Below are 24,215 nucleotides of genomic sequence, written 5' to 3'. Positions count from 1 at the left end.
CGTTTGCGGATATTTTATTTACCATATGATCAAGAATAGGAGGGCGACGCGTGCTGGATCTCATTTTCAAACAGGCGCGTCTACCGGACGGGCGCGGACCGCTGGACATCGCGGTTCAAGGGGACAAGATTGTCGCCATCGCGCCGTTGGTTGACGCAGAAGCACACGAAGTCATCGACGCCGCTGGACGCCTTGTCGCGCCGCCATTTACCGACCCACATTTTCACATGGATGCAACCCTTAGCCTTGGGTCACCACGCATGAACGTGTCGGGCACGTTGTTGGAAGGCATCGCGCTGTGGGGTGAACTCAAACCACTTTTGACACCCGACGCCGTGATGGAACGCGCCTTGCGGTATTGCGATTTGGCCGTGGCGCAGGGCTTGTTGTCCATTCGATCCCATGTGGATGTCTGTGACGACAACCTGACGGCGGTCGAAGCCTTAATCGAAGTGCGCAAACGTGTGGCGCCCTATATCGACCTTCAATTGGTCGCCTTTCCACAGGACGGGTTGTACCGTTCAGCCACTGCCGAAGCCAACCTGTTGCGGGCGCTTGATATGGGGGTGGATGTCGTGGGCGGTATCCCGCATTTTGAACGTACGATGGCCGATGGCGCGCATTCTGTTACGCGACTGTGCGAGATCGCAGCGAAACGCGATTTGATGCTTGATTTGCATTGCGACGAAAGCGACGATCCGATGTCGCGCCATGTGGAAACCCTTGCCGCTGAAACGACACGCCTAGGGCTAGGTGGCCGAGTGTCGGCAAGCCACGTCACCGCGATGCATTCCTATGACAACTATTACGCCAGCAAACTGATCCCGCTGATCGCCGAAAGTGGCATGAACGTGATCCCCAATCCGCTGATCAACATCACCCTGCAAGGCCGATCCGACACCTATCCGCGACGGCGCGGTCTGACGCGTGTGCCAGAACTGCGCGCCGCCGGTGTCAATGTCGCCTTCGGGCAAGATTGCACTATGGACCCTTGGTATTCGCTTGGTTCGGGCGACATGTTGGAAGTCGCCCATATGGGCGTGCACGCTGTCCCCATGACCTCGCGCGAGGCGATGGCGTGGACGTTCACATCCGTCACTGAAAACGGCGCGCGCGCGATGGGCTTGCCCGACCCCACCTTGCGGGTCGGCGGACCTGCGAACATGGTCTTGCTGCAAGCCCGCGACCCGATTGAGGCGGTCCGCCTTAAGGCGACACGGTTGGCCGTGATCAAACATGGCAAGGTCCTGGCCCGCACGGCACCGCGAACAGCAACCCTTGATTTGCCTAACCGTCCCACCACGCTTGACCCTGCTGATTACGCGCCAAAGGGCGACAAAAAGAACACTTAAGAAGCCTGCTAAACCGAAAAAGGAAAAATCTGATGAAGCTCACCTCAACCCGTCGCCAATTGATCGTAGGGGCCGCCGCCACATTGGCCCTGCCCGCCTATATTCGCCGTGCCAATGCGCAAAGCATCGTCAAGGTCGCAGGCGTGCACATGTCACCCGTCGAAAACGCCTGGAACAGCCGGATTCACCTTGCCTTTCAAGAGGCCGCAGCCGGTGGGTTGATCGAATATGAATTTTCCGAAGGCGTTACCCCAACCGATTATCCCCGAGCGATGCGGGAATATGCTGAAAGTGGCACGCAGCTTGTGTGGGGTGAATCTTATGCCGTCGAACGTGAGGCCCGCGAAGTGGCCGCCGATTATGCCGACACGGCCTTTCTGATGGGATCATCTGGTGGACCAGAGGACGACAATTTCGGCGTCTTTGGCACACGCAACCACGAAGCAGCTTACCTTGCGGGCATGTTGGCGGGTAAAATGTCGACCTCCAACACCTTTGGCTCCGTCGGTGGCTATCCGATCCCCGAGGTCAACTTGTTGATCAACGCCTTCCGCGCAGGTGTAAACGAAGTGAACTCCGATGCGACCTTCCTGAACGGGTTTATCGGTGCATGGTTTGACCCCGCGCGTGCCAAAGAAGCCGCCATCGCTCAGATTGATGCGGGCGCTGACATTCTGTTTGGCGAACGGATCGGCACGGCTGATGCGGCCCAAGAGCGTGGCGTTAAAGCCATCGGATCGTTGATCGACTATACGCCGCGCTATCCCGGCACAGTGTTTGCCAACGCAATCTGGAACTACGGCCCGACGATCGAAGCCATCGTTGCCGACATTCAAGCAGGCAAACCTGTGGGACGCGATTACACCGAATATTCCTTTATGTCCCACGGTGGCAACGAACTGATCTATGTGGCCGATGACGTGCCTGCCGACGCAGTTGCACCGATGCTAGAAAAACAAGCGGCCATTCAATCCGGCGCATGGGATGTGCCTATCAACAACGAAGAACCCGCCTAAGGGGTCTTTAGACATGAACGATGCCACGGCCCTAGCCGCCGCCATTTCCGACGGGCGTACAACTGCGCGCGCGGCGATGGAGGCAAGCCTTGCGGCCTGCGAGGCCCATGCCGAATTGGGGGCCGTGGTTTTCATTGATAAGGCAGTCGCGCGCACTGGCGCGGCCGCTGCTGATCACACCGCGCGCAATGATCGCGGCCCATTTCATGGTGTGCCCTTTCTGGGCAAAGACCTTGGGTCCACCGCCAAAGGGCTGCCCGTCGCCGCTGGTGCCGCCGCCATGCGGACGCGCGTCGCAGCGCCGGAAGCGGACAGCGATCTTTTTGCGGCCTTCCGCCAGGCAGGGTTCTTGCCCTTTGGTCTAACCGCCTCCCCTCCTTTCGGGCTTGCGCTTGATGCCGCGCCCGAAGGGCTGCCACCTGCGCGCAACCCTTGGAACCCATCGTTGACACCCGGTGGTTCATCGGGCGGTGCAGCGGTGGCCGTCGCAGCCGGATTGGTCGCCATCGCCCATGCGACAGACGCTGCCGGGTCGATACGCGTGCCCGCGGCCTGCTGTGGGCTGGTCGGATTGAAACCGTCACAAGGGGCCGTCCCCGCCGGGCCAGATTTCAACAATCACCTGATGGGAATTGCGTCCGAACTGGTGCTGGCGCGATCTGTGCGCGATGTCGCCACAGCCTTTGGGGCCGTTAACGTTTCAACGCGCGCACCGGCAGCCTTGCCCAACACGCCACGCATCGCACTGGCCCTTCCCGCACGTTGCGACGCGGCCCAAATCGCCGCCACGCGCGCCGCTGCCGACGCCTTGACCGCCGCAGGCTGCGCCGTAACAGCGATTGCCGCCCCAGATCAGATGGGGGCCGAAGCCCACGCAACCGTAAAAACGATCCTTGCTGTTTCCCTTGCCGAATGGCTTTTGGCGCTTGAGATCACCGATGACCAAGTGCCCCCACTCGCTGCCGCGTTAGCCAGCAAAGGACGTGCGATGCAAGCGACAGACTTGTTTGCCCTTACCCGCCGAATGGCGCACCTGTCAGACCGCGCAGCCGCGATGTTCACCAACTTTGACGCCATTTTAAGCCCTGTTTTGTCCACGCCCCCGCCGCCCTTAGACGCGTTCGACCTCGACCACACCGACACCGACGCCCATTTCGCAAAAATGGAGGCCTTCGCCCCCAACGCAGCCATCGCCAATGTCGCTGGCCTGCCTGCACTTGCCCTGCCCTTTGGGATGCAGAACGCAGGCCTACCTGTTGGCGTGCAGCTTTGGGGGCCACACGGCGCGGATGGCCTGTTGTGCCACTTGGCAGCCCAAATTGAGGCCCGCGCGCCTGCGCTTACCTATCCCTTTGATATTGCGGGATTGCCCACATGACCCCTGTTCTAGAACTGCAAGGCATCACCAAACGGTTCGGCGCTTTGACCGCAAATGACGATGTGACGCTGTCGTTAGGCCAAGGAGAAATCCTCGCGCTTTTGGGCGAAAACGGCGCGGGCAAGACCACGCTGATGAATATTCTGTTTGGGCACTACGCCGCAGACGAAGGCACGGTACGGGTGTTTGGCAACGAACTGCCCTCCGGCAAACCGCGTGCTGCGATCGACGCCGGGGTTGGCATGGTTCACCAGCATTTTACGTTGGCGGGCAACCTGACCGTACTGGAAAACGTCATGTTGGGGTCGCAATCCCTGTTGTCGATGACGTCAGCCCGTGCCGCCGCGCGCAAAAAACTGATGCAGATCGCAGACCGCTTTGGCCTGCCTGTCCGCCCCGAGGCCAAGATCAGCCAACTTTCGGTCGGTGAACGCCAACGGGTCGAAATCCTCAAGGCGCTTTACCGCGACGCCCGCATCTTGATTCTTGACGAACCCACCGCCGTTCTTGCCCGCCCCGAAGCGCAACGCCTGTTTGAAACCCTGCGCGACATGACCAAAGAAGGTCTGTCCCTAATCTTTATCAGCCACAAACTGCACGAGGTCATGGCCGCCTCGGATCGCGTGGCGGTGCTGCGGGGCGGACAGATGGTCGCCGAACGTCAAACAGCACAAACCAATTCATCGGAATTGGCTGAGCTGATGGTAGGCCGCAAAGTGGAACGCCCCAAGCGACAAAGCCATCAAATCGGTGCGCCCGTTTTGATTGCCGACAAAGTCCGCGTCGAAAACAACGGGCAAGCGCAGTTGGATGATGTATCTTTTACAGTGAACGAGGGCGAAATTCTGGGCATCGTCGGTGTATCCGGCAACGGACAGGCCGCCCTTGGCGCACTGCTGTCGGGCCTGACTGCCCCGGTTTCGGGCACGCTGACCTTGGCCGGTCAGGACGTGGGGCCGTTAGGACCGCGCGGCATGATCCGCGCAGGCGTTGGCCGCGTCCCCGAAGACCGCCATGCCGAAGGCGCTGTGGGCGAGCTGGCCGTCTGGGAAAACGCCGTGCTGGAACGCCTGCGCAGCCCCGAATTTTCGCACAAAGGGTTTGTGCGCCAAGCCGCGTGCAAAGCCTGCGCAGCCGAATTGATCCAACGTTTTGACATTCGCGGCGCCACACCGGACACCCGCACCCGGTTGTTGTCCGGTGGCAATATGCAAAAGCTGATCCTTGGGCGATGTTTGTCAATTGGTCCGCGCTTTGTCTTGGCCAACCAACCGACCCGAGGTCTGGATGAAGGGGCCATCGCGGCCGTGCATGCGGAATTGCTGGCCGCACGGTCCAAAGGGGCCGCGATCTTGTTGATTTCCGAAGAATTGGAAGAAGCTGTCGCACTGTCTGACCGCATTCAGGCCATCGTTAAGGGGCGCTTGTCCCAGCCACTTGCGGCGGATGACGCCGATGCGCGAACGTTGGGGCTGATGATGGCCGGAGTATGGGAGGACGACAGCGATGCGGCTTGAACGACGCGCCCATGTGCCACTACACCTTGTGATTATCGCGCCGCTGATTGCTATCGCCGTTGCTTTGATCCTTGCTGGTGGGCTGATTGCGGCCGCTGGGGTCAACCCGCTTTCCGCCTATGGTGAAATGCTGCGCGGGGCCTTTGGATCGCGCCTGTCGGTGACAGAAATGCTGACCCGCGCGACGCCTTTGATCCTGACGGGGCTGGCCGCCGCCGTTGCCTTTCGCGCACGCCTTTGGAATATCGGCGCCGAGGGGCAATTCTTTATCGGAGCCCTTGTGACGGCGTGGATTGGTCATTCACTGGCCCTGCCCGGCCCCATCGGCATTCCGGTTTTAATGGCTATGGGCATGGTGGCGGGCGCGTTGCTGCTGGCGATCCCCGCCTACTTACGTTTGCGGTTTAGTGTGGACGAAGTCGTGACGACCTTGCTGCTAAATTTCATTGTCATTCTGTTTGTCGGCATGATGGTCGAAGGACCATTGCGCGACCCCTTAGCCTTTGGCTGGCCGTCTTCGGTGCCCGTGGATGGCGATTTTCGCTTGCCAGACCTTGTGCCACGCACGCGACTTCATATCGGGTTCGTTTTTGCAATTGCAGCGGCGGGCGCTGTTTGGTTGGTCCTTGCCCGGACGGTTTTCGGGGCTGAAACGCGCGCCGCCGGGTTGAACGCAACTGCCGCCGCTTTTGCAGGCATTTCCCTGCCGCGAACCCTGATGGGCGTCGCACTTTTGTCAGGCGCGTTGGCCGGATTGGCCGGATCGGTCGAGGTTCTTGGCGTCACAGCTGGGGTCACCACGACCATGTCGCCCGGCTTTGGCTATGCGGGCATTGTCGTGGCAATGCTGGCGGCATTGCACCCGGCCGGGGTCGTGACCGCCGCAATTTTTGTGGCCACAGTATTTGTCGGCGCTGACGCCATGAGCCGCGCAAGCGGCGTGCCCAGCTTTATCGCGGACGTGATCGTCGCGCTGTGCTTGCTGACGATGTTGGTGGCCCTCATGTTTACAACATACCGGATACGGCGATGATGGATGCGTTAGAAATTTTGGGAAACACCAGCCTTTGGGCCGCAGTATTGCGCATTGCGACGCCGCTGATTTTCGGCGTGCTTGGCGCGTTGCTTTGCGAAAGGTCCGGTGTTTTGAACCTCGGGATCGAGGGGATCATGACGATGGGGGCCATGACAGGTTGGCTGACCGTTTATATGGGCGGCGACCTTTGGACTGGGCTGCTTGTGGCCGCTTTGAGTGGCGCGATGATGGGATTGCTTCATGCGATGCTGACGGTTCCGCTTGGGCTGTCGCAGCATGTTTCGGGGTTGGGGATCACGCTGTTTGCGTCGGCGTTGTCGTACTATCTGTATCGGTTGATCGTGGTCGTCGGTGATCTGCCCCCAACAATTGAACCGTTTCGCCCGCTCGACATCCCTGTTTTGTCCGGCATACCGATCCTTGGACCAATTTTGTTTTCGCAAACGATGCCGACCTATCTTGCGTTGTTCTTTGTTGTTGTGATGGCCTATGTGCTGGCGCGCACACCGCTGGGGCTGGCCATTCGCATGACCGGAGAAAATCCGCATGCGGTCGAAGCCCAAGGGCTTAATCCGAACCACATTCGCATTGGCGCTGTGGTGGCAGGGTCTGCATTGATGGCCATCGGCGGTGCATTTTTGACCACTGCCGCGTTCAACAGCTTCTTTCCGGAAATGGTACAGGGGCGCGGATGGATCTGCATCGCACTGGTCGTATTTGCATCGTGGCGACCGGGCAAAGCCCTGTTGGGCGCGCTGTTATTCGCCTTTTTCGACGCCTACCAACTGCGCCTGCAAAACGTGGTCGAAGGCGTGCCCTATCAACTGTTCCTGATGGCCCCTTACGTTCTTTCAATCGCCGCGCTGATCCTTGTTGCGCGCCGCGCCGAGGTGCCCGAAGCCCTGATGGCCCCCTACCGACGCGGCGAACGTTAGGCGTACGACCGGCAAGAACATCTTGTGAACATCAAAGGGTTCGGCTAATCCTGTTGCTTAGCCAAAGCCAAACTGTTGTATTGCAGTCAAAAGGACGCACCACATGCTGACATCACTCGAACTTTGCGCAGGCGCGGGCGGCCAGGCTTTGGGGCTGGAACGGGCGAAGTTCAAGCATGTCTCATTGGTGGAAATTGACAAGCATTGCTGCAACACGCTGCGCCACAATCGTCCCGAATGGAACGTACGCGAAGAAGACATGCGCATCTTTAAAAATGACGCGCATACCTATCAGGGTGTTGACTTGCTAGCGGGGGGATTGCCCTGTCCTCCGTTTTCGAAAGCGGGCAAGCAATTGGGTCAAGCCGACGAACGCAACCTGTTTGATGACGCAATCGACATCATCGACGTGATGCGCCCCCGTGCCGTGATGATCGAAAATGTCCGGGGGTTTCTGGATGCGGTGTTTGAAGATTACCGTATGCATCTTAAGGCTCAACTGAAGAAACTTGGATATTATTCCGAGGCCAAACTGCTGAATGCGTCTGATTTTGGTGTCTCTCAGTTGCGGCCGCGTGTTGTGATCATGGCCATCGAAGAAAACCGTGTCGAACATTTTGAATGGCCAAAACCGGGGTTGATCAAACCCAAAACGGTGGGCGAAACGCTGCTTCCTATGATGCAGGAAAACGGCTGGCCGGGGGCCAAAGCGTGGGCCGGGCAAGCGAACGAAATCGCGCCGACCATCGTGGGTGGCAGCAAGAAACACGGCGGTCCCGACCTTGGCCCGACACGCGCGCGCAAAGCGTGGGCGTCCCTTGGCGTTGAGGGCCGTACAATTGCGCCCGAAGCGCCGATGCCGGACCATGAAGGCATGCCGCGCCTGACCGTACCCATGGTGGCCAAGATCCAAGGGTTCCCAGATGATTGGCATTTCACAGGCGCAAAAACCAACGCATATCGCCAAGTCGGCAATGCCTTTCCGCCACCGGTCGCAGAGGCCGTCGGAAAGCAGTTGAACGCGGCCCTTTCAGTGCGAAAACTGTACGCTGTCGCCTAAATCATATCGCCAGACCGCCAAACAGTGACTCCACCTTTCGGGGCTGATGGTGCAGCTTTGGCGCATGCGTATGTTGCCCTCAAACGTGATTCCCGGTCACCCAGATTACGATGCCTTGGCCAAGGTGCGTGACGGGGTTTTGGCCCTTGCGGGCGGGGGCGATCATGTCCATCAGGCATTCCCCGGTGCGATCCGCGATGCCATCGATTTTGTGCTGGACCCTGTGCGCACAGGGCGCACCGAGCTTCACCAATTGGACAACGTCGAAAAGACCTTTGTTGGCTTGAAAATTGAACACTATGTCCGCGACTTTTTGGGTGCCCCCAAAGGAATGAGGGACTTGGTGATCGCCGGGCAAGACGTTGATATTAAAAACACTCTTGATAACAGTTGGATGATCCCGCCCGAAACCTACGCAGATGCTGATCCTTGCCTTGTCATCACCTCAAAAGAACAAGAAAGCACATGTTGGATGGGCGTCATGCTGGCGCGGATGGATTACCTGAACGCCCCCAATCGCGACGGAAAGCGCGGCGTGAAATCGGATGCCGTTCGCAATATTCTATGGCTGGTCGAAGGGGCGCCTTATCCCACTTCTGTCTGGCGCGACTTTGACATGGGGCATTTCAACCGTTTGCGCAAAGTGCAGCCCGGAACCACGCGTGCCGCCGATTTTTTCAGGTCGAACATCGATAAGGTAGTGCCCAGAGAAGTGGTCCAAGCCTTGCTGCATGATCAATTGGATCCGCTCAAACGTCTTCGCAAAAACCAAGGCGCGCGCGGTGTGCTTGAACCCGAAGGCATCGCATTGCTGTCTGGGTCTTTTGGGCGCAAGGTTTTGCACGCGCTTGGGCGACCCGAAATTCCCAATGACGCGTTTCTGGCCATCACCGCGCGAACTGAAGAAGACCGCCAAACGCTTTTAAGTTTGAACGCGATCTCAAGCTGACCCACGTGCCCGGGCATCGCAGTCCTTTGCAAAATGCATCCGGGTGCTACCCATGACGTTGTGGAGCTTCTGCAAAAAGCACGCATGTGGCGAAATACTTGGACGCGCCTTATTGTCAGCACCGGGCACGATGGCTAAACTAAAGATATGATTACTAAGTGCTTTTTTATCTGTTCCATATTGTTCGCTGGACTGACACAAGCAGTGTCTGCACAGCATGTGGAACTGGATGCACTGGAACTTAAAAGCTCCGGAGAGGCCTATACCAAGGCCATCCGATTGCGCGGGATTGATCGCGAGGTCTTGTATTTTGACCCGACCCGACCGCCGCCCCCGTTTGACACGAACCAAGCCGCGCAACGCGACAGCCCAGTCGACAATGACGGGCTTGACGTCAACGTCCCGTCCGCTGAAGGCAAGACCATATCCATTCTGATCGCCAGCATCATATTGATTGGCATCGCCTACCTATTCATCGTGTTTGGTGGGCGTTTGCCGGTGTCTTTCGCGCGCAAACCCGAAGATGGCACCACCTCGGGGCGCACCCTAAACGGTGCGAAACCCAACGGCGAACAAATACCCCTTAGCATCGATGCTGTGTTGCGGATGAAAGACCGCCGTCAAGCGCTTGTTGCCTTGTGCAAAAGCCTGCTGGCGCGCGTGATGACAGCCGAAGGTGTCTTGCTGCAAGACAGTTGGACAGACAGGGACACGCTGCGCCGCGTGCCGCAAGGCCTGCCCCAACGCGAGGCCTTGCAGGCGCTCGTTTTCGCCAGCGAGAAAGTGCAATTTGGCGGGCGAGACGTGTCCGAAAGCGAATTTGATGATCACATCACCCGTCTAAAGCCCCTTTGGGCCGTCACTCCGTCATGAGCCAATTTGATCATACGCCTGCCGCCCACCCTCGGATTGGGGCCGACAAAATTATCCTTGGGGCTTTGGCGATCTTAATGATAGGTGCGTTTTTTTATGTCTCTTCGCAACGCCAACAACAGCTGCGCACCTCGCCTACGGGTTTGAACGGCTTACAGGTCTGGTTAGCTTCTGAAGGGCAAACCGCGCGAAACTTTTCCGGCAGTTGGCCGTTGAATATCGACGAAGTCGGGCTTCTGGTTTTGCCGATTTACGACACGGCCCTTGATGAAGCGCGCACTTTGGCACGATCCAAAGAAGACTGGATCACCCAGCAAGATGAATACGATCTGGACACCGCTCCGATCTTAGCAAAGATCGCGGATGTACCAACATTGCTTGTTCTCCCGAAATGGCGCAGCGGAATGCGGCTAACGGGGCTGGCGCATCCGTTGCTGTTGGCAGAACAAACGCGGCTCCAAGATACGTTGAAAGCGGTGTTGCAAACAGATGACGTGCGGCTGGACTACGGGCGGACGCCCTTTTCGACGTTCCCTTATCAAACCACAGCCCAAGACCCCCTATCCGCAACCGTTTATGCCGCCCAAATGTTCACGGCCAAAGGGTGCAAACCCATTGTGGGCACCTCAAAAACAATGATCCTTGGGGCCTGCGAACTGCCATCCGGTACAAAGGTTTTTGTGCTGTCCGATCCGGACCTGATCAACAATCACGGCCTTACCCTTGGGGACAACGCATTCATTATCAACGATTTCATCGCCCAAACGGCGAACGATCAACAGATCATAATCGACTACAGTCGCAAAAGTTGGCTGACGCGCGATTCCGATGAGCCGCAGCGCGAACGGACATGGGCGGACTTAAAGCGTTTCCTTGAACCGCCCTTCACCTTGATGTGGGTGGGTTTGGCGATTGCCGTGGCCTTGGTGTTGTGGCGCGCTGCCATGCGCTTTGGGCCGCTGATCGCAACGGGAAGTGGATTGGGAGCCAGCAAACTGATGGCGATCGGCGCACGCGCCCGCCTGATGCGCCTTGCAGGGCGCGATGGGGCGTTGGTCGCCGATTATGGCAAAGCGCGATTGGCGGCCACTGCGACAGCGCTTGTGGGCACGGCACATGCCAACCACATTTCGCACCCCGACACGTTTCTGGCCTATACCCAACGTCGCCACCCCAAACACGCACCCGCCTTAACCAAGGCGCTCAACACAATCAGCGCTTTACCACCAAGCGCATCAGCCACCCATGCCATGGCGGCGGTCGCAAGCCTTGACAGCATACTGGAGCAAATCACCCATGACACTTGAAACGCTGCGCGCTCAAGCAGACAAATTGCGCGCCGAAATCGGCAAAACCGTTCTTGGACAAGAAGACGTGGTCGATATGCTGATCATCGCCCTGTTTGCGCGGGGCCATGTGCTGATGGAAGGGCCGCCAGGCACCGCAAAAACACTGTTGGCGCGCAGCTTTGCATCGGCCTTGTCTTTGGACTTTGGCCGCATTCAGTTCACGCCTGATCTGATGCCCGGCGATGTTTTGGGGACCTCGATTTTCAATTTTCAAACCAATGACTTCATTCTGACCAAAGGGCCTGTCTTTAGCGAGGTTCTTCTGGCGGATGAAATCAACCGTGCCCCGCCAAAAACACAAGCGGCCCTGTTGCAAGCGATGAACGAACAGACGGTTTCGATTGACGGCAATGATCACAGCCTTGGCGACAATTTTATCGTTGTGGCCACGCAAAACCCAATCGAGCAGCAAGGCACCTATCCGTTGCCAGAGGCGCAGTTGGATCGGTTTTTGTTCAAAGTGATCTTGGATTTCCCGCCCGAGGACGTCGAGATGTCGATCTTGAAACAACACGCCGCAAAACCCGTGAACGCCGCCGGTGCCACGGACGGTGTTGAACCTGTTTTGGATGCCGCCGCATTGGCCGAGGCGCGAGCGGTGATTGACGGCATCATTCTGGATGAGAACATTCTGGCCTATATTTTGCGCCTGGTCCGCGCCACGCGCGAAACGTCAGATATCGCATTTGGTGCCTCGACGCGGGCGGCGGATGCATTGGCCTTGGCGACACGCGCGACTGCGGCGTTAAGCGGGCGGGACTTTGCCATCCCTGATGACGTCAAACGGCTTTTTGGGCCCGCATTGCGTCACCGTGTCGTGCTTGGCCCTGCGGCCGAAATCGAGGGGCAATCTTCGGACAAAGTTCTTGAAAATATTCTGAACCAGATCGAGGCCCCCCGCTGATACGTCCTTCGCGCAAATTCTTGCTGATCGCCTTGGCTTTGCTGGTGTTCACCGTACTTGGGTCGGCATTCAGCCGTGCCTTTCAGGACGTGGCCATATTGCCGTGGGCCATTTTGGCCTGCGTCGCGGCGGCGGACCTGATCGTGTCGACCCGGCGGGCTGTGCCTTTGCAACATACCGCACCACTTGAGGCCTTTGTCGGCGACACGTTTTCCCTAACAATTCAAGACGGCGCCAACCGGCTCGGGCAGCTTGCCCGGTTTGATTGGCCCGAAGGGCTTGATGGGCCAAACGAGGTCGCCTTTACCCAAGACCCCACGGGGCACGCCATGATTGATGTGGCGGTACGCGCAACGCGGCGCGGGGTTTGGCCCCTGCCCCACGTCTGGTTGTTTTGGCCGTCGCGCCTGACCTTGTTCGAATTCGTACCCAAAGTCGCCCTTGGGGTAGAAATCCGGGTTGTGCCGAACATTCGCGCTGTGCAATCAGGTGCGCTGACGACAACGGTCCTAAGCACGCTGTTCGGGTCAAAAGAAAACCGTGCCATCGGGGACGGGTCAGAATTTCACCAACTGCGCGACTTTGTGCCCGGTATGGATGTCAAATCCATCGACTGGAAACGTTCAGCGCGCAAACGGTCCCTTGTGGCCAAAGAACTGCGGGCCGAACGCAATCACCACGTCATCCTTGCCATCGACAACGGATTTTTGATGCGCGAAGAAATTGGCGGTCTGCCAAAAATCGATCATGCGGTCACAGCCGCGCTTTCACTGGCATGGGCCGCCGCACTTGGGGGGGATTTGGTCGGTCACTTTGCCTATGATGTGCGCCCGCGAACCTTTGCCAAACCCGAACCCGGACGCGCCGCTTTTGTGCGGCTGCGCAGCTGGGCCGCCGAATTGGATTACGTCAGCCGCGAAAGCAATCACACGCTTGCGTTGACCGAGCTTAACGCGCGCACCCCAAAGCGCAGCCTCATCGTCATCTTCACCGATTTCGTCGACACCACCTCGGCCGAGTTGATGATCGAAAACATCGGTATCTTGGCAAAACGGCACCTGATCATCTTCATTGCCATCCGCGATCCCGAGGTCGAAGGCATCCTTGATGACCCATCAGAAAACCTGTCTGGAGTCGCAACATTGGTCGCGGCCAATCAATCCATATCGGAACGCCGCGTGGTGCTGGAACGGCTCAACCGGCTGGGCGTGACCGTGATCGATGCCAAGCCAACGCAAGTAACGGCGCGGCTGGTTTCGGCCTATCTTGATATCAAAGATCGGGAACTGCTCTGATGGTTGATACTGCCACCCTCATGCGCTCTGCCCGGTTTCGTCACGAACGCGAGGCCGATTGGACACGGCTTGAGACCTTGGTCACCAAAGCCGAACGCGGCGGCGCGCAATCGTTGGAATTTTCCGAAGCGCGTGACCTTGCTGCACTTTATCGCCAAGCCACAACATCGCTGGCTATCGCGCGAGAAATCTCTCTCGATAAGGCGCTGTTAAATTACCTCGAAGCGCTGGCCGCGCGCGCATATTTAAGCGTTTACGCGCCCCAAGAACAATTGGGCGGGGTATTTGGCCGTTTCTTTACACGCAGTGCGCCACAGGCCATGCGCCGATCTGCGGGATATATCGCACTTGGTTTCTTGTGCATGGGTCTGGGCGCTTTGGTTGGGTTCATGCTGTATCTTGAGAATGCCGACTGGTTCTATGTCTTTATGCCGCCGGGGCTTGGCGATGGGCGCGGGCCCGATGCATCGACCGAATTTTTGCGCGGCTTCCTTTACGAAGCAGACCCAAGCGCGGATGGGTTGGGCAGTTTCGCCACCTACCTGTTTTCCCACAATACGCGGATCGCGATTTTTGTCTTTGGCTTAGGGGTTTTTGCCTGCCTGCCCGCCGTGCTTTTGACGTTTTACAACGGGCTAATCCTTGGTGCGTTCTATGCGTTGCATGTGGAACGCGGTTTGGGCTGGGATTTGGGCGGCTGGTTGTCGATCCATGGCGTGACCGAATTGTCGGCGATTTGCATCGCCTGCGGTGGTGGCATGCAGCTTGGGTTTGCGGTTCTGTTTCCCGGTCAAAACAGCCGCAAAGAAGCGTTGCGATTGGCGGGCCGTGATGCCGTCAAACTGGCCATTGTGGCCGCACTTATGCTTGTCGCCGCCGCCTTGTTGGAAGGGTTCGGACGCCAATTGGTGCAAGATAGAACCACGCGCTACGTAATTGGTTGGGGTGTTGGGGTTTTGTGGCTGGCTTGGTTTTCAATGGTGGGACGGCGCGCATCATGAACAAGACCAGCACCCTAAAGCAACGCCGTCAGTCACGCCATGAGGCCGCAGCCCAGATTATGCCCCCCGAAGGCGTACCGCTTAGATTAGACATCGCAGGCGTCGGCGTGCGAATGGTGGCGCAAATCACCGACGTTCTGATTACGCTGGGCTTTGCGGGATCGATCCTGATCATACTGAGCGTCAGCGGCGCTATCGGGACGTCGACTATTTTGGCTTTGGGGTCGTTGCTGTTTTTTGCGATCCGCATTCCCTATTACATTCTTTCCGAACTTGCCTGGAATGGTCAGACCATCGGCAAAAGGTTGATGAAAATAAAAGTCGTCTCGCATACGGGCGGGTCACTGACGACACACGCGCTGGTGCTGCGCAACATCATGAAAGAGGCCGAGGTTTTCCTGCCGGGCACACTTGTTCTGACCCTTCAGCAAGACAACAGCATTGCGTCTTGGATCAGTTTCATCTGGGTTATGATGGCCTTCGCGATCCCGCTGACAAACCCGCATCGCATGCGCTTGGGCGATATGCTTGCGGGCACGCATGTGGTGCATCTGCCCCATCCGATCCTGCTGTCAGACCTCGCACGCGAAAACCCGGCACCTGTTGCGACGGATCAAACGGGGTTTGCGTTTTTGTCCCATCAGCTAGACCACTACGGTCGCTTTGAGCTGCAAACACTCGAGAGCTTTTTGCGGGCGCAAGAAAAAGGGACGACCCGCCAAAACCATCAAAGCAACACCCAAACGCTTGCTGCTATCGTCGAACGAATCCGCAAGAAAATCGGCTATGCCGAGGCGATTTCAAAGGTCGATCATCTGCCTTTCTTACAAGCCTTTTATAATGCCCAGCGCGCTTATCTTGAACAACGCCAACTGTTCGGGGACAGACGCAGTGACAAGCATTTTGCGGCCAATGACGAAGCAAAATAGTGGGCAATAGGTTACAATCAAAAGCTACTCTTTAAAATAACTTGAAACAGTGCCGGCCATAAGGTTCATTCAATCGCAACTTTGCATGTAATGAATAGACCAGCAAAGAAACCAAAATACGATAAAACAGGGACAAAAATCGATGACAGATACTTCAGCTCAAGCTGCGAAGGCACCACTCGGCGTCGGCGCGATCATATCCGACAGTTTTTCCATCATGTTCGGGAATTTCGGCAAGGTCTTTTTGCTGGGTTTTGCTGGCGCTTTTTTGGGTTTCGTCATCAATTTCCTTTTTTTAGGCTTTGATGCCGCAACAGGATCGGACCAAAATCTTAACGGCGACACAGCGACAATCCTTTTGGGATCGCTTGGTTCAATCATAATCAACATGGCCATTTACGGCCTGATTACCGCGTTGCTTATCCAGCTGGCTTATGATGCAAAATTGGGGCGTCAAAACAGCCTTAGCACTTACTTCAAGTCCGCTTTACCCGCAGTTTTGCCCATCGCAATACTTAGTATTGTCATTGGTATCTTGTCAGCTATCGGCGCAATTGCTTTGTTGATTGGTGCGCTATGGGTCTATGCGGTTTTTTACGTTACCGCACCGGTCGCTGTCATTGAACGTGGCGGCTTTGGCTCAATGGGACGCAGCGCAAATTTGACCAAAGAATACCGCTGGCCGATCGTTGGCCTTTTTATTCTGGTTTTGATTGTTACGATGATTTTGCAGCTCATTGGCACATTTCTGGTTGGGGTCATCGCGGCCGTCGGCGGGCAATTTATTGCCGGAGTTGGTTTGGCCATGATCACAGGGCTGGCCTATGCACTGGGCGGCATTGCCGTGGCTTTAGTGTATGCGCGCCTGCGTGAAATCAAAGAAGGCGTCGACGTCGATCAAATCGCGTCCGTCTTTGAGTAACGTACAATTTGGGCCGTGTTTGAAATAATACGGCCCATTCTACCCAATCGGGCGATACGTTTTTGATTGCCCCGTGGGATATTTCAGGGCCGGACTTATTGGCCCGAATTGCAAAACACCCAAAATTTGTGACCCTGTCAAAGCAATTTCGATTGGCGAAAGAGCAATCTGTCGGGCACATGCCCCCCCAGCGAAATTACCTTCAGCGCGCATTCCAAAGGCGGGTTTGATTTCCACCCAGCTTAGAATACCGCAGCGGTCTACGCGGCGCGACAAGGGCTTCCAACTCGGGGTTCGCACGCAGGCTTAACCACGATTCCGCCCATGCCAGTTGAAAGTCCTTCAACCCCTCAACGCCTGCGTCCAGCGTTTGTGGTGCCCCGGCATAAGCGGCGCTGGCCACGCCCCCGGCAGCGAGGTCTTTCAATGTGAAATCGACAATTCTATCCAGCGCTCTTCCGCACCGGTTCATGACCGGAACACCTTGTTGTTCAAGCAGGGCCGCTGCGACCACCATCGGCGTCACCGCGTGCACCTGATAGTGCAATGCAAGCTGCTTTCGTTGCATTTCTTGCGGCAAACTTCCGTCTTGGGATGCTGTGCACGCCACATAACCAAGCGACCAACCGGCCCATCCAAGGGTAACAGGGTCTTGGGTCAACAAAGACGTCGCCGCGCCCGCCAAAGCGGCCCAAGCGCGCAGATTGCCAGACGCCGCCCCATCCGAGGCCGTTTCCCAAAACGTCATTTGACTGTCCATGCGCCGACCCAACCAAGCCGATACAACGCTGGTATCGCCGACAGGTGCAGCCGGTGCCACTTGCGCCGCAACTAAAGCCAACGCAGCAAGGCGTGATCCAATGGTCAACTGTGCGGTTTGACTGCCCAAGTCAGACAAAGCGTCGGCCCGCGCCCATGTGGCCAATGCCGCCATGACGCAATTGGCGGCGTCACGATCACCTGCACCAACAGCGGCGTCTGTGCGTGTGGTCAGGTAAGTTATAAAATCATCGAGGTCAGCAAGCGCCTCTTTCGCCGCAGCTTCGGCCTCAATGTCGATTTCACTGCGGGACGGATCATCGGCCGCATAGCGACTGTCAAAGCTAAGGCTGATAACAGGGTCTGGCACCACGTCACAGGCCGCGATTGCAGGCAATGGGGTGCAAAATGCAAGCGCCGCAATCCAAGGGCGCATGTTACAAGCCACCCTTGATACGCAAGGTTTGCGCCAATGCAGCCGCACGCGGATGGCCCACCGTATCGGCTTGGTCCAGCCACGCAATGGCCGCCACTGCGTCCGGCACATGACCAAGCCCAAAGCCAAGCGCATAGCCTGCTTCAAACATCGCATCCCTGTGGCCTTTGGCGGCAGCGGCCTCAAGCCAGACCAGCGATTGTGCCAACCCGGCTGCGTCCGTGGCTGTGGTACGCAACAACATGCCAAGTTCAAAAGCCGAGGCCGCATCGCCGAATTCTGCCCCTTGTTGCAGGACAGTGGCAATATCAATGCGCAGATCGACGTCGCGTCGAATTTCTTCGGGTGCTGCACGGTAAAGCGCGGCCAAAGGTGCCGCGGCATCAGCCGTGCTGGTTTGCAGTGCCGTCACGAGATGCCCGACCGCCGCTTCGGCGTCATATGTCGGCAGTTCGGCATTGGAAGTCAGCCGGATCAAACGCACTAAAGCGCCCCGGTCGCCTTCTGCCAGCGCCAGCGTGGCACGAGCCACCGGGTCAGGTGCAACCCCACCGTCAAATGATCGCATTTGTAAGTTGGTTAAGCGCAGTTTTGACAACACATGGCCGCCGTCAAAGTGCAAACCGACCTCGCGCCAGTGGTGGCTCATTTGATCATCACCGCGGATGGCGTAGGCGTCGCCCAACTCGGCTGCGTCCTTTGTCCCACAACTCATCAACGACACGGCACGATCAATGTAGTCATCGATCTTTTCGGCCTTGATATGAGGGATCGCAAACATGAGCGCCAAAAAGTCGCCACGCGCTTCGATCTTATCCGCAAATTCGGCAAACACTGCCGCTTCGGATCGTGTGTCAGCCTGCAATCGGGACAGCAATCGGATCGCCGCCCCTTCCCCACGATTGCCTGCCATAGTCAGCAAATTCACGATCTCGGCGGCGACCTTGGGGTCGCGGGCATCGTATTCCACCAGCGCAATCGCCAAATCCAATGCCGTCGTCACCCCATTATTCAAATAGACACGGCGGAAAAATTCAATCGCCAGATCCCGCTGCGCCGGGGTGGTGGCCAATTCGAATTCCAGCTCGGCAAACGCTTCTAGTGTTTGATCCGATTGGTTCACAACGCCAGCCCAATACCGCAAGGCCGCCTCTGCCGCGAAAGGATCAGACTGCACACGGTGCGCATGAGATGCGACCATCTGGGCGCGGTTCCCTAAGGCAAGCGATTGGATTTGTGCGATTGTTTCGGGTGCGCGATCTGGCGACAAGGCCAACAAGTCCGTCGCAGACACCTGAACATTTGCCCGCCCCGATGCAGCATAGGCCCTTGCCCATGGGTCGGCGATATCCAAACGCGGCGCATCGTTCACCTGACAACGGTAAAGCGTATCGAGATCGCGCAATGCGTCCGGCATCGCAAAACGCGACACGACGTCAGACAACAAACTATCGGCCCGCGCGATTTGGGCCGGGTCATCCCGATACCGCACCAACATTCGTGCCAGGCGGCGTTGTCCCGGACCGTCACCACGCGCCGTCGCTTCTTCGAGAAGAGTTAGCGCGTCGGCTTCACCCGCCCAACGCCCTTTACGCACCAGAACTTCGCCCGCAAGGCGGTTAAAAATGCGACCCGGGGCTTCGGGCATCTGAACGATTTCGCCCAAATACTGCAGCAACAACCCGCCTTCGTTGGCTTCGGTGGCATCGATGTTGACGGCCAACTGCAAAAATGGACCAATCGCAGACCGCGTGCGACGCTGGTCTTGGGGGTAATTGAACCCAAGGATACGTGTCAGCTCATCTCGCAAAACAGCACCCGAAGACACCAAAGCTTCGGTCGCGACCTCATCAATGGCAACACCAAGGCGCACAGCTTGTTCTAAGTACCGGCGGAGTTCGACATTGTTTGAGGTTTCGGAGTCTCCGTTCAGGTGAAATTCCACCACTTTCCAAGCGGCCTCTGCCCCGCCCATATCAGCAGCAAAACGAAACCACGCCAAGGCAAGCGCCGGATTGGGTGCAACAAGATCGCCCTTGATGTATTCCTGTGCGATCCGTTCCGCGCGCGCGCAGACACCGCTGTCCAACGCGCCCAAGATGCCACCAAATGCCATGGTGATCGTCAAATCCAACGGCGCATCCCAGCCCTCGATCAAGACCCCTTCTTGCGCAAGGCGCGCGATGTTCAAAAGAGCAGTTGCATTACCGCCGTAGGCCGCCTCGCGGATCAATTCTTGGGCAAAGGCTTGGTCTGCAACGACCCCTGTGCCGTCAGAAAAGTGTCTAGCCAGTGCCATTTGTTGGCCGTTGTCCAAATCATCGACGCGGTCGCGCAAGGAATTGACCAACCCTTCGCTGACCAGTTGATCGGTTCGCCCCGCCCGTAACATCAGCTCGATCCGCGCAAAGATCGCGTCGACCTCGGTAAAGGTTTCATCGATCTGGGTTCGGCGCGCAATCAACGCTTCGATAAAGGGGTAAAACCCGTTGGCGTCTTCGTTTGTGTAGGTGCGAATGTCGCGGCGGAGGTAGCCGATGCGGTCTTCGTCGCTCAATTCTTGGGTGGAACCACCGACGGACAAGTCATCAGGACCCGCCGTGGCCGGTGCTGCAAAACACACATCCTGCGGCTCAAGCATAGGGGGCAAAAAATCAAGGCTTAGCCGGGTGTTGGCCTGCGCCTGCGAAATCACCGGCGCAAAGGCTAGGGCCGCGGTCAAGATCAGGGGGCGAAACATCTGGCGGTCCTTTCTAGAAACAGGCGTTCAGGCGCGGTTGCGCACCCAAGGCGGTTGGCGCTTCGATCTGGACCGAGGCAAGGGATTGCGTATCCAGACCCGAAAGCGACAGATAAAACCGCCCCGTCAAAGATTGGTCTGCGTGGCGGTAGATACTGCGCGTCCGCACCAATCCTGCCGCATCTGTGAAGTGAAACCGCACAAACGAAAGTGCGGCACCGTCCGCATCAAACGCAAGCGCAGTGTCGGCATTGATGGTCAGCCCCGTCAGGTCTGCACGGGCATCCACCATTGGCAATACTGTGGAACATGCGGTGCTTGCCGCGGCGATCAGTTCGCGCATCGGCTGATGACCCCTATCGGCAAACGGGGCGCTCACTGGCCATTCCCACACCAGAACGCGCGGCGGCGTGTCCTGAAACGCCGTTGAGGTCAGATAGGAAGACATCGCTGCGAACACGCCACCGCCCGGCACCCCATACCCGACAGCGTCAAGCCCGGTGGATTGGCTTAGGAAACCTGTCATGTTCAGGGCGTCGGTGGACGTGATATCAGTACCGACCACCACAAGAGGTTCGGTTGCGACATCCCCTGCACGGGTGATCGTTTGGGTTTGCACGCGCACCGCTGGCAATTCGGATTGGCACCCGCTTTGTAATTGGGCCCGCATATCTGACGTCAATGCAATGACCTTACCCGGCGCAGACACAAACGTTGCCCGCGTGGTATCACTCAGGTCGGGATGATCCTCAAGAACCGCGCCCACGCTTTTGGCCAGCAGGCGCACGCCGGTATTTGTTGGCCGGGTGTCTGTCCCAAAGTAGACCGGGGTTCCGTTTAGACTGGCACGGCGCAGATCGGCACGCGCATCAGCGACATTCACCCCAGCGGCCTGAAGCCGCGCAATCATGCCTAAATGCACCGCAGTCGCGGCATCTGCATCAAAGCCCAGATGGGTCGCCATCGGCGGCAGCAAATGCGACAAGACCTGCGCCCGTGTTGGCACAGGCATCAACACCAGCGTTGTGCCACGGCTTCGCAACACTTCGGTCAACTTGGACAGGTGATCGATCGTTGCATCGCCTAGGCCGTGGTGGCTTTGCAATTCTGGGCGGATGGCAAAAAACGTACCACTTTTACCTTCGACGGCCGCAAGCGCGGAATGGGTTTCAAGGGCGCGACAGCCATAGGCCGACTGCGCCTGTGCCCCGCTTGCTGCAAGGCTCGTGATAAGAGCTACGCTGCCAGCGCACACAAATTGCAGTGCGCCTTTGACTGCTGATTTGATCTCCGGTGTCATTGCAAGCCCCCGCTGCTGTCCGGTTATTTTCAATCGAATGCCTTAGCCGCCGTCGACCTTTGGTGTATCTATCAGACGCAGCAGGTTTTGTGCAGTTGTGGCCACGGCAAGGTGCCCTGATCCACCCGCCCGTTCAAGCAAGTCGCGTGCCTGTTCCTGAAGGTCCGGTTCCGGATTTTCCGAGGCTGCTATTCGTTCCAACAACCCCATAGCAATTCCCAGCTCAATACGCCCGTCGCCCGTTTTCTGAAGCTCGGTCGAAATTCTGTCGCGCGTGTTTTGTGACAATGGTCCAAACAGACGACCCTCACCGTTAAAGGCCACCACAGCTTCGAGCGCGCGGGCATTCCCCGCCCAAGCATGAGGATACAACACGCTGATATATTTGCGAACCCGATCGCTTGGTTCTGTGGCTGGGTCCAATAGGTGCATGGCCTCGATCATCGGACCCATGGTCCAAATCCGCCCTGTCCCAACAGCAATTGCAGAAAAGAACGCAATATCCGAAGCATTGGCACCATCATTGGTCTGCAAAATTCGCACATACCGCTGGGCCGCTAACCCATCCCCTGCGTTGGCCAAAGCCCGCAGTTCACTGCTGGAAACATCCCCACCTTCGTGGAATCTGGTGCGTAACCGGCGCAAATCTGCACTGCGCAGTTGCTTGGCACTGGTCAGGCCACGATCGACAGTGACTGAGACTAAATTTGTTGAGGCGTCTGGCGCAATCAGATTGGGAATGATGGGCGAGGTTTGCGTTTGTGCCAAAGCAGGCAGCCCAAACACCGTACTCAACAGCGAAATCAAAGCCACAGCAACGCGCCGCATTACCAGGCCCCCCCGCACAGCGTCGCATCTGTTGATACATGTTCGGCCTGACCGTCTTTGAAGCGCAATGGGACGCTCCCACGCAAATCAGCCACCATCTTATGAGTTAGGCGGCCTACGTCCCCATCCAACAATTTCGGCAGTTGGCGAGAAAAGTCATTGTTATCCAACAGTATTTCCGCGCTTGTCGCTGTGGAAAGACCGGCACCATTGGCGTTTAAAATGTTGCCATTCAAAGCCGTGCGCGCCTGTCTGGCTTGCGCCGACACCCAAATGCCCGCGCTAGAATTGCCTGCGATCAGGTTGTCGCGCAATACAGTCCCGTCACTGCGCCGCACCTCAATGCCCTTTTGCCGGTTATCAAGGATCACATTCCCAGCGACCAATCCGCACTGTGTACGCGAAAATTTGATGCCTCCGCCGTCGCGACGCCACACAACGTTGTCGCGCACACGCACGTTGTCAGATTGGCCATCCACCAAAACGGCAACGCGTTCGCCGTCCAAAAACAAGTTTCGATCAATCTGACTGTGGCCCGAGCCCGCCGTGACACGGATCGCATTGGTCCGTGCAGTGCCGTAAAACAGGTTTCCTGCCACCGATGATCCCGGCGCCATCGTCAGCGTTACGGCCGCATCCTTGAGATGCCCGAATGTGTTGCCAGTGATTTCCGCACCGGACATGCCTGCGATCTGAACCCCTTTAAGGTTGTCAAACAACGAGTCGCGGATCGTGACCGTACCGCGTGTTTGGTTCAACAGATTGCCCGCAACCGACAAGCCGCTAAACTTGGGCGTCTGACCAAAGCCAAGATCACGCAAAATTGCCCCTGTCATCTTCAACGAACCGCCACCGATGACGCTCACAAATGGGTTAAAACTGGGCGTATGCTGGTTTTCAGGGCCAACCGCTTCGATCAAAGCGCGATCAACGATCAATGTGCCCATCGCCAACACAAAAGCCCCAGCATCGCGCGCCAACGCCAGCCGCTCGCCTTGATCAAGGCGTAGGGTTGCGTCAGGCCAGATCACCACCGGCATCGTCATCGTACCATCCGCCAAGGGCGGCATGCCTTGAGCCGCAGAATAGGCTTGAATATCAGCCAAAGTAACTGTGCCAGACTGGATCGACAGTGCAACAGGTCCGCGCGCGCCCTGCGCATTGACCACAGCCGTATTATTCTTGCCGGTATAGGTTTGGGCCAAACTTGCCAGCATCAGACGGAAATTTGTCGTGCCGACGTCCTGCGGCACACCGCGCAACGGCGTTGCAACATGTGTCCCAAGCAGGGGGCTAAGAAGCCCAATCGGCGCAGGTGTAACCGCGTCCTTTGGTTCCGCATCCTGAGACCGCCCAGCGCCAAACAGGCTACCATTGACAGCCGGCGGTGTGGTCTGTGCTGCCAGTGGTGTCACGGCTTTGGCCTGATCCAGAACGCCCGCCCCACGGCCAAGCCGCGTCCATAGGGCCGCGACGTCGACAGGGGTTTTCACATCATCGCCAAGTTCGGCATTGATCTGATTAAGGGTCGCACGCATTTCAGACAGGTTCACCGCGCTGGGATCCCCAAGCGCGGTGTGCGGTGTCACTGCCACCACAATAGCAGTCAATAAACTGCGTAAACTATGGGACATTC

20 protein-coding genes are annotated in these 24,215 nt (G+C 57.6%); 15 read left to right on the top strand and 5 right to left on the bottom strand.

Annotated elements, in window-relative coordinates:
- The first annotated feature begins 50 nt into the window (after positions 1–50).
- The 15 genes from ABJF76_RS14685 (at position 51) to ABJF76_RS14615 (ending at position 16,516) form a co-directional block, all read left to right on the top strand.
- Complete coding sequence (locus ABJF76_RS14685) at positions 51–1,352, top strand: amidohydrolase family protein (RefSeq protein WP_413820846.1); 1,302 nt, start codon at positions 51–53, stop codon at positions 1,350–1,352.
- Positions 1,353–1,384: 32 nt separating this feature from the next.
- Entirely contained in the window at positions 1,385–2,368 is a 984-nt protein-coding gene (locus ABJF76_RS14680) for a BMP family protein (protein ID WP_413820845.1), read from the top strand.
- 13 nt (positions 2,369–2,381) lie between these two features.
- Positions 2,382–3,746, top strand: coding sequence for an amidase (locus ABJF76_RS14675; protein WP_413820844.1), 1,365 nt, complete (start codon positions 2,382–2,384; stop codon positions 3,744–3,746).
- Positions 3,743–5,263: an ABC transporter ATP-binding protein gene (locus ABJF76_RS14670; RefSeq protein WP_413820843.1), complete on the top strand. Its 1,521-nt coding sequence runs from the start codon at positions 3,743–3,745 to the stop codon at positions 5,261–5,263. Before ABJF76_RS14675 ends, ABJF76_RS14670 begins: the two co-directional genes overlap by 4 nt.
- Positions 5,253–6,296, top strand: a complete 1,044-nt coding sequence (locus ABJF76_RS14665; protein ID WP_413820842.1) for an ABC transporter permease — start codon at positions 5,253–5,255, stop codon at positions 6,294–6,296. Before ABJF76_RS14670 ends, ABJF76_RS14665 begins: the two co-directional genes overlap by 11 nt.
- Positions 6,293–7,234 (top strand): ABC transporter permease, encoded by a 942-nt coding sequence (locus ABJF76_RS14660; RefSeq protein ID WP_413820841.1) that lies wholly within the window; start codon positions 6,293–6,295, stop codon positions 7,232–7,234. The genes ABJF76_RS14665 and ABJF76_RS14660 overlap by 4 nt, the downstream gene beginning before the upstream one ends.
- Before the next feature lie 103 nt (positions 7,235–7,337).
- The gene (locus tag ABJF76_RS14655) at positions 7,338–8,294 is read left to right on the top strand and encodes a DNA cytosine methyltransferase (RefSeq protein ID WP_413820840.1); all 957 of its coding nucleotides are present in this window, start codon (positions 7,338–7,340) and stop codon (positions 8,292–8,294) included.
- Between the two features lie 49 nt (positions 8,295–8,343).
- Positions 8,344–9,243, top strand: a complete 900-nt coding sequence (locus ABJF76_RS14650) for a NaeI family type II restriction endonuclease (protein ID WP_413820839.1) — start codon at positions 8,344–8,346, stop codon at positions 9,241–9,243.
- A gap of 204 nt (positions 9,244–9,447) precedes the next feature.
- On the top strand, positions 9,448–10,116 hold the full coding sequence (locus tag ABJF76_RS14645) for a DUF4129 domain-containing protein (RefSeq protein WP_413820838.1): 669 nt from the start codon (positions 9,448–9,450) through the stop codon (positions 10,114–10,116).
- Positions 10,113–11,423 carry a hypothetical protein gene (locus ABJF76_RS14640; RefSeq protein WP_413820837.1) on the top strand — a complete coding sequence of 437 codons (1,311 nt, stop codon included), beginning with the start codon at positions 10,113–10,115 and terminating at the stop codon, positions 11,421–11,423. Before ABJF76_RS14645 ends, ABJF76_RS14640 begins: the two co-directional genes overlap by 4 nt.
- Complete coding sequence (locus ABJF76_RS14635; protein WP_413820836.1) at positions 11,413–12,369, top strand: AAA family ATPase; 957 nt, start codon at positions 11,413–11,415, stop codon at positions 12,367–12,369. Before ABJF76_RS14640 ends, ABJF76_RS14635 begins: the two co-directional genes overlap by 11 nt.
- Before the next feature lie 20 nt (positions 12,370–12,389).
- The gene (locus ABJF76_RS14630) at positions 12,390–13,664 is read left to right on the top strand and encodes a DUF58 domain-containing protein (RefSeq protein WP_413820835.1); all 1,275 of its coding nucleotides are present in this window, start codon (positions 12,390–12,392) and stop codon (positions 13,662–13,664) included.
- Positions 13,664–14,665: a stage II sporulation protein M gene (locus ABJF76_RS14625; protein WP_413820834.1), complete on the top strand. Its 1,002-nt coding sequence runs from the start codon at positions 13,664–13,666 to the stop codon at positions 14,663–14,665. The genes ABJF76_RS14630 and ABJF76_RS14625 overlap by 1 nt, the downstream gene beginning before the upstream one ends.
- On the top strand, positions 14,662–15,594 hold the full coding sequence (locus ABJF76_RS14620; protein WP_413820833.1) for an RDD family protein: 933 nt from the start codon (positions 14,662–14,664) through the stop codon (positions 15,592–15,594). Before ABJF76_RS14625 ends, ABJF76_RS14620 begins: the two co-directional genes overlap by 4 nt.
- Before the next feature lie 142 nt (positions 15,595–15,736).
- On the top strand, positions 15,737–16,516 hold the full coding sequence (locus tag ABJF76_RS14615) for a hypothetical protein (RefSeq protein WP_413820832.1): 780 nt from the start codon (positions 15,737–15,739) through the stop codon (positions 16,514–16,516).
- A 202-nt stretch (positions 16,517–16,718) separates the two neighbouring features.
- Here ABJF76_RS14615 and ABJF76_RS14610 read toward each other — a convergent pair whose 3' ends face one another.
- The 5 genes from ABJF76_RS14610 to ABJF76_RS14590 are packed head-to-tail and all read right to left on the bottom strand — an operon-like array spanning position 16,719 to position 24,213.
- Entirely contained in the window at positions 16,719–17,711 is a 993-nt protein-coding gene (locus tag ABJF76_RS14610; protein ID WP_413820831.1) for an alginate lyase family protein, read from the bottom strand.
- A gap of 1 nt (position 17,712) precedes the next feature.
- A complete protein-coding gene (locus tag ABJF76_RS14605) occupies positions 17,713–20,451 on the bottom strand; it encodes a tetratricopeptide repeat protein (protein WP_413820830.1) in 2,739 nt (912 codons plus the stop codon).
- A gap of 13 nt (positions 20,452–20,464) precedes the next feature.
- On the bottom strand, positions 20,465–21,751 hold the full coding sequence (locus ABJF76_RS14600) for an alginate O-acetyltransferase AlgX-related protein (RefSeq protein WP_413820829.1): 1,287 nt from the start codon (positions 21,749–21,751) through the stop codon (positions 20,465–20,467).
- A gap of 42 nt (positions 21,752–21,793) precedes the next feature.
- On the bottom strand, positions 21,794–22,579 hold the full coding sequence (locus ABJF76_RS14595) for a hypothetical protein (protein WP_413820828.1): 786 nt from the start codon (positions 22,577–22,579) through the stop codon (positions 21,794–21,796).
- Positions 22,579–24,213 (bottom strand): NosD domain-containing protein, encoded by a 1,635-nt coding sequence (locus tag ABJF76_RS14590; protein ID WP_413820827.1) that lies wholly within the window; start codon positions 24,211–24,213, stop codon positions 22,579–22,581. The genes ABJF76_RS14595 and ABJF76_RS14590 overlap by 1 nt, the downstream gene beginning before the upstream one ends.
- Positions 24,214–24,215: the final 2 nt, after the last annotated feature.

It is taken from the genome of Tateyamaria sp. (genome assembly GCF_039940735.1).
Taxonomy (GTDB): Bacteria; Pseudomonadota; Alphaproteobacteria; order Rhodobacterales; family Rhodobacteraceae; genus Tateyamaria.
The sequence above is the reverse complement of the archived record's forward strand: the minus strand, read 5'-3'. Positions and strand labels throughout refer to the sequence as shown.

Bases quoted from the DNA above. Each gene is read 5' to 3' on its own strand.
- ABJF76_RS14680 (WP_413820845.1), top strand. From the start codon at position 1,385: ATGAAGCTCACCTCAACCCGTCGCCAATTGATCGTAGGGGCCGCCGCC.
- ABJF76_RS14675 (WP_413820844.1), top strand. From the start codon at position 2,382: ATGAACGATGCCACGGCCCTAGCCGCCGCCATTTCCGACGGGCGTACA.
- ABJF76_RS14670 (WP_413820843.1), top strand. From the start codon at position 3,743: ATGACCCCTGTTCTAGAACTGCAAGGCATCACCAAACGGTTCGGCGCT.
- ABJF76_RS14665 (WP_413820842.1), top strand. From the start codon at position 5,253: ATGCGGCTTGAACGACGCGCCCATGTGCCACTACACCTTGTGATTATC.
- ABJF76_RS14660 (WP_413820841.1), top strand. From the start codon at position 6,293: ATGATGGATGCGTTAGAAATTTTGGGAAACACCAGCCTTTGGGCCGCA.
- ABJF76_RS14655 (WP_413820840.1), top strand. From the start codon at position 7,338: ATGCTGACATCACTCGAACTTTGCGCAGGCGCGGGCGGCCAGGCTTTG.
- ABJF76_RS14640 (WP_413820837.1), top strand. From the start codon at position 10,113: ATGAGCCAATTTGATCATACGCCTGCCGCCCACCCTCGGATTGGGGCC.
- ABJF76_RS14635 (WP_413820836.1), top strand. From the start codon at position 11,413: ATGACACTTGAAACGCTGCGCGCTCAAGCAGACAAATTGCGCGCCGAA.
- ABJF76_RS14625 (WP_413820834.1), top strand. From the start codon at position 13,664: ATGGTTGATACTGCCACCCTCATGCGCTCTGCCCGGTTTCGTCACGAA.
- ABJF76_RS14620 (WP_413820833.1), top strand. From the start codon at position 14,662: ATGAACAAGACCAGCACCCTAAAGCAACGCCGTCAGTCACGCCATGAG.
- ABJF76_RS14615 (WP_413820832.1), top strand. From the start codon at position 15,737: ATGACAGATACTTCAGCTCAAGCTGCGAAGGCACCACTCGGCGTCGGC.
- ABJF76_RS14610 (WP_413820831.1), bottom strand. From the start codon at position 17,711: ATGCGCCCTTGGATTGCGGCGCTTGCATTTTGCACCCCATTGCCTGCA.
- ABJF76_RS14605 (WP_413820830.1), bottom strand. From the start codon at position 20,451: ATGTTTCGCCCCCTGATCTTGACCGCGGCCCTAGCCTTTGCGCCGGTG.
- ABJF76_RS14600 (WP_413820829.1), bottom strand. From the start codon at position 21,751: ATGACACCGGAGATCAAATCAGCAGTCAAAGGCGCACTGCAATTTGTG.
- ABJF76_RS14595 (WP_413820828.1), bottom strand. From the start codon at position 22,579: ATGCGGCGCGTTGCTGTGGCTTTGATTTCGCTGTTGAGTACGGTGTTT.
- ABJF76_RS14590 (WP_413820827.1), bottom strand. From the start codon at position 24,213: ATGTCCCATAGTTTACGCAGTTTATTGACTGCTATTGTGGTGGCAGTG.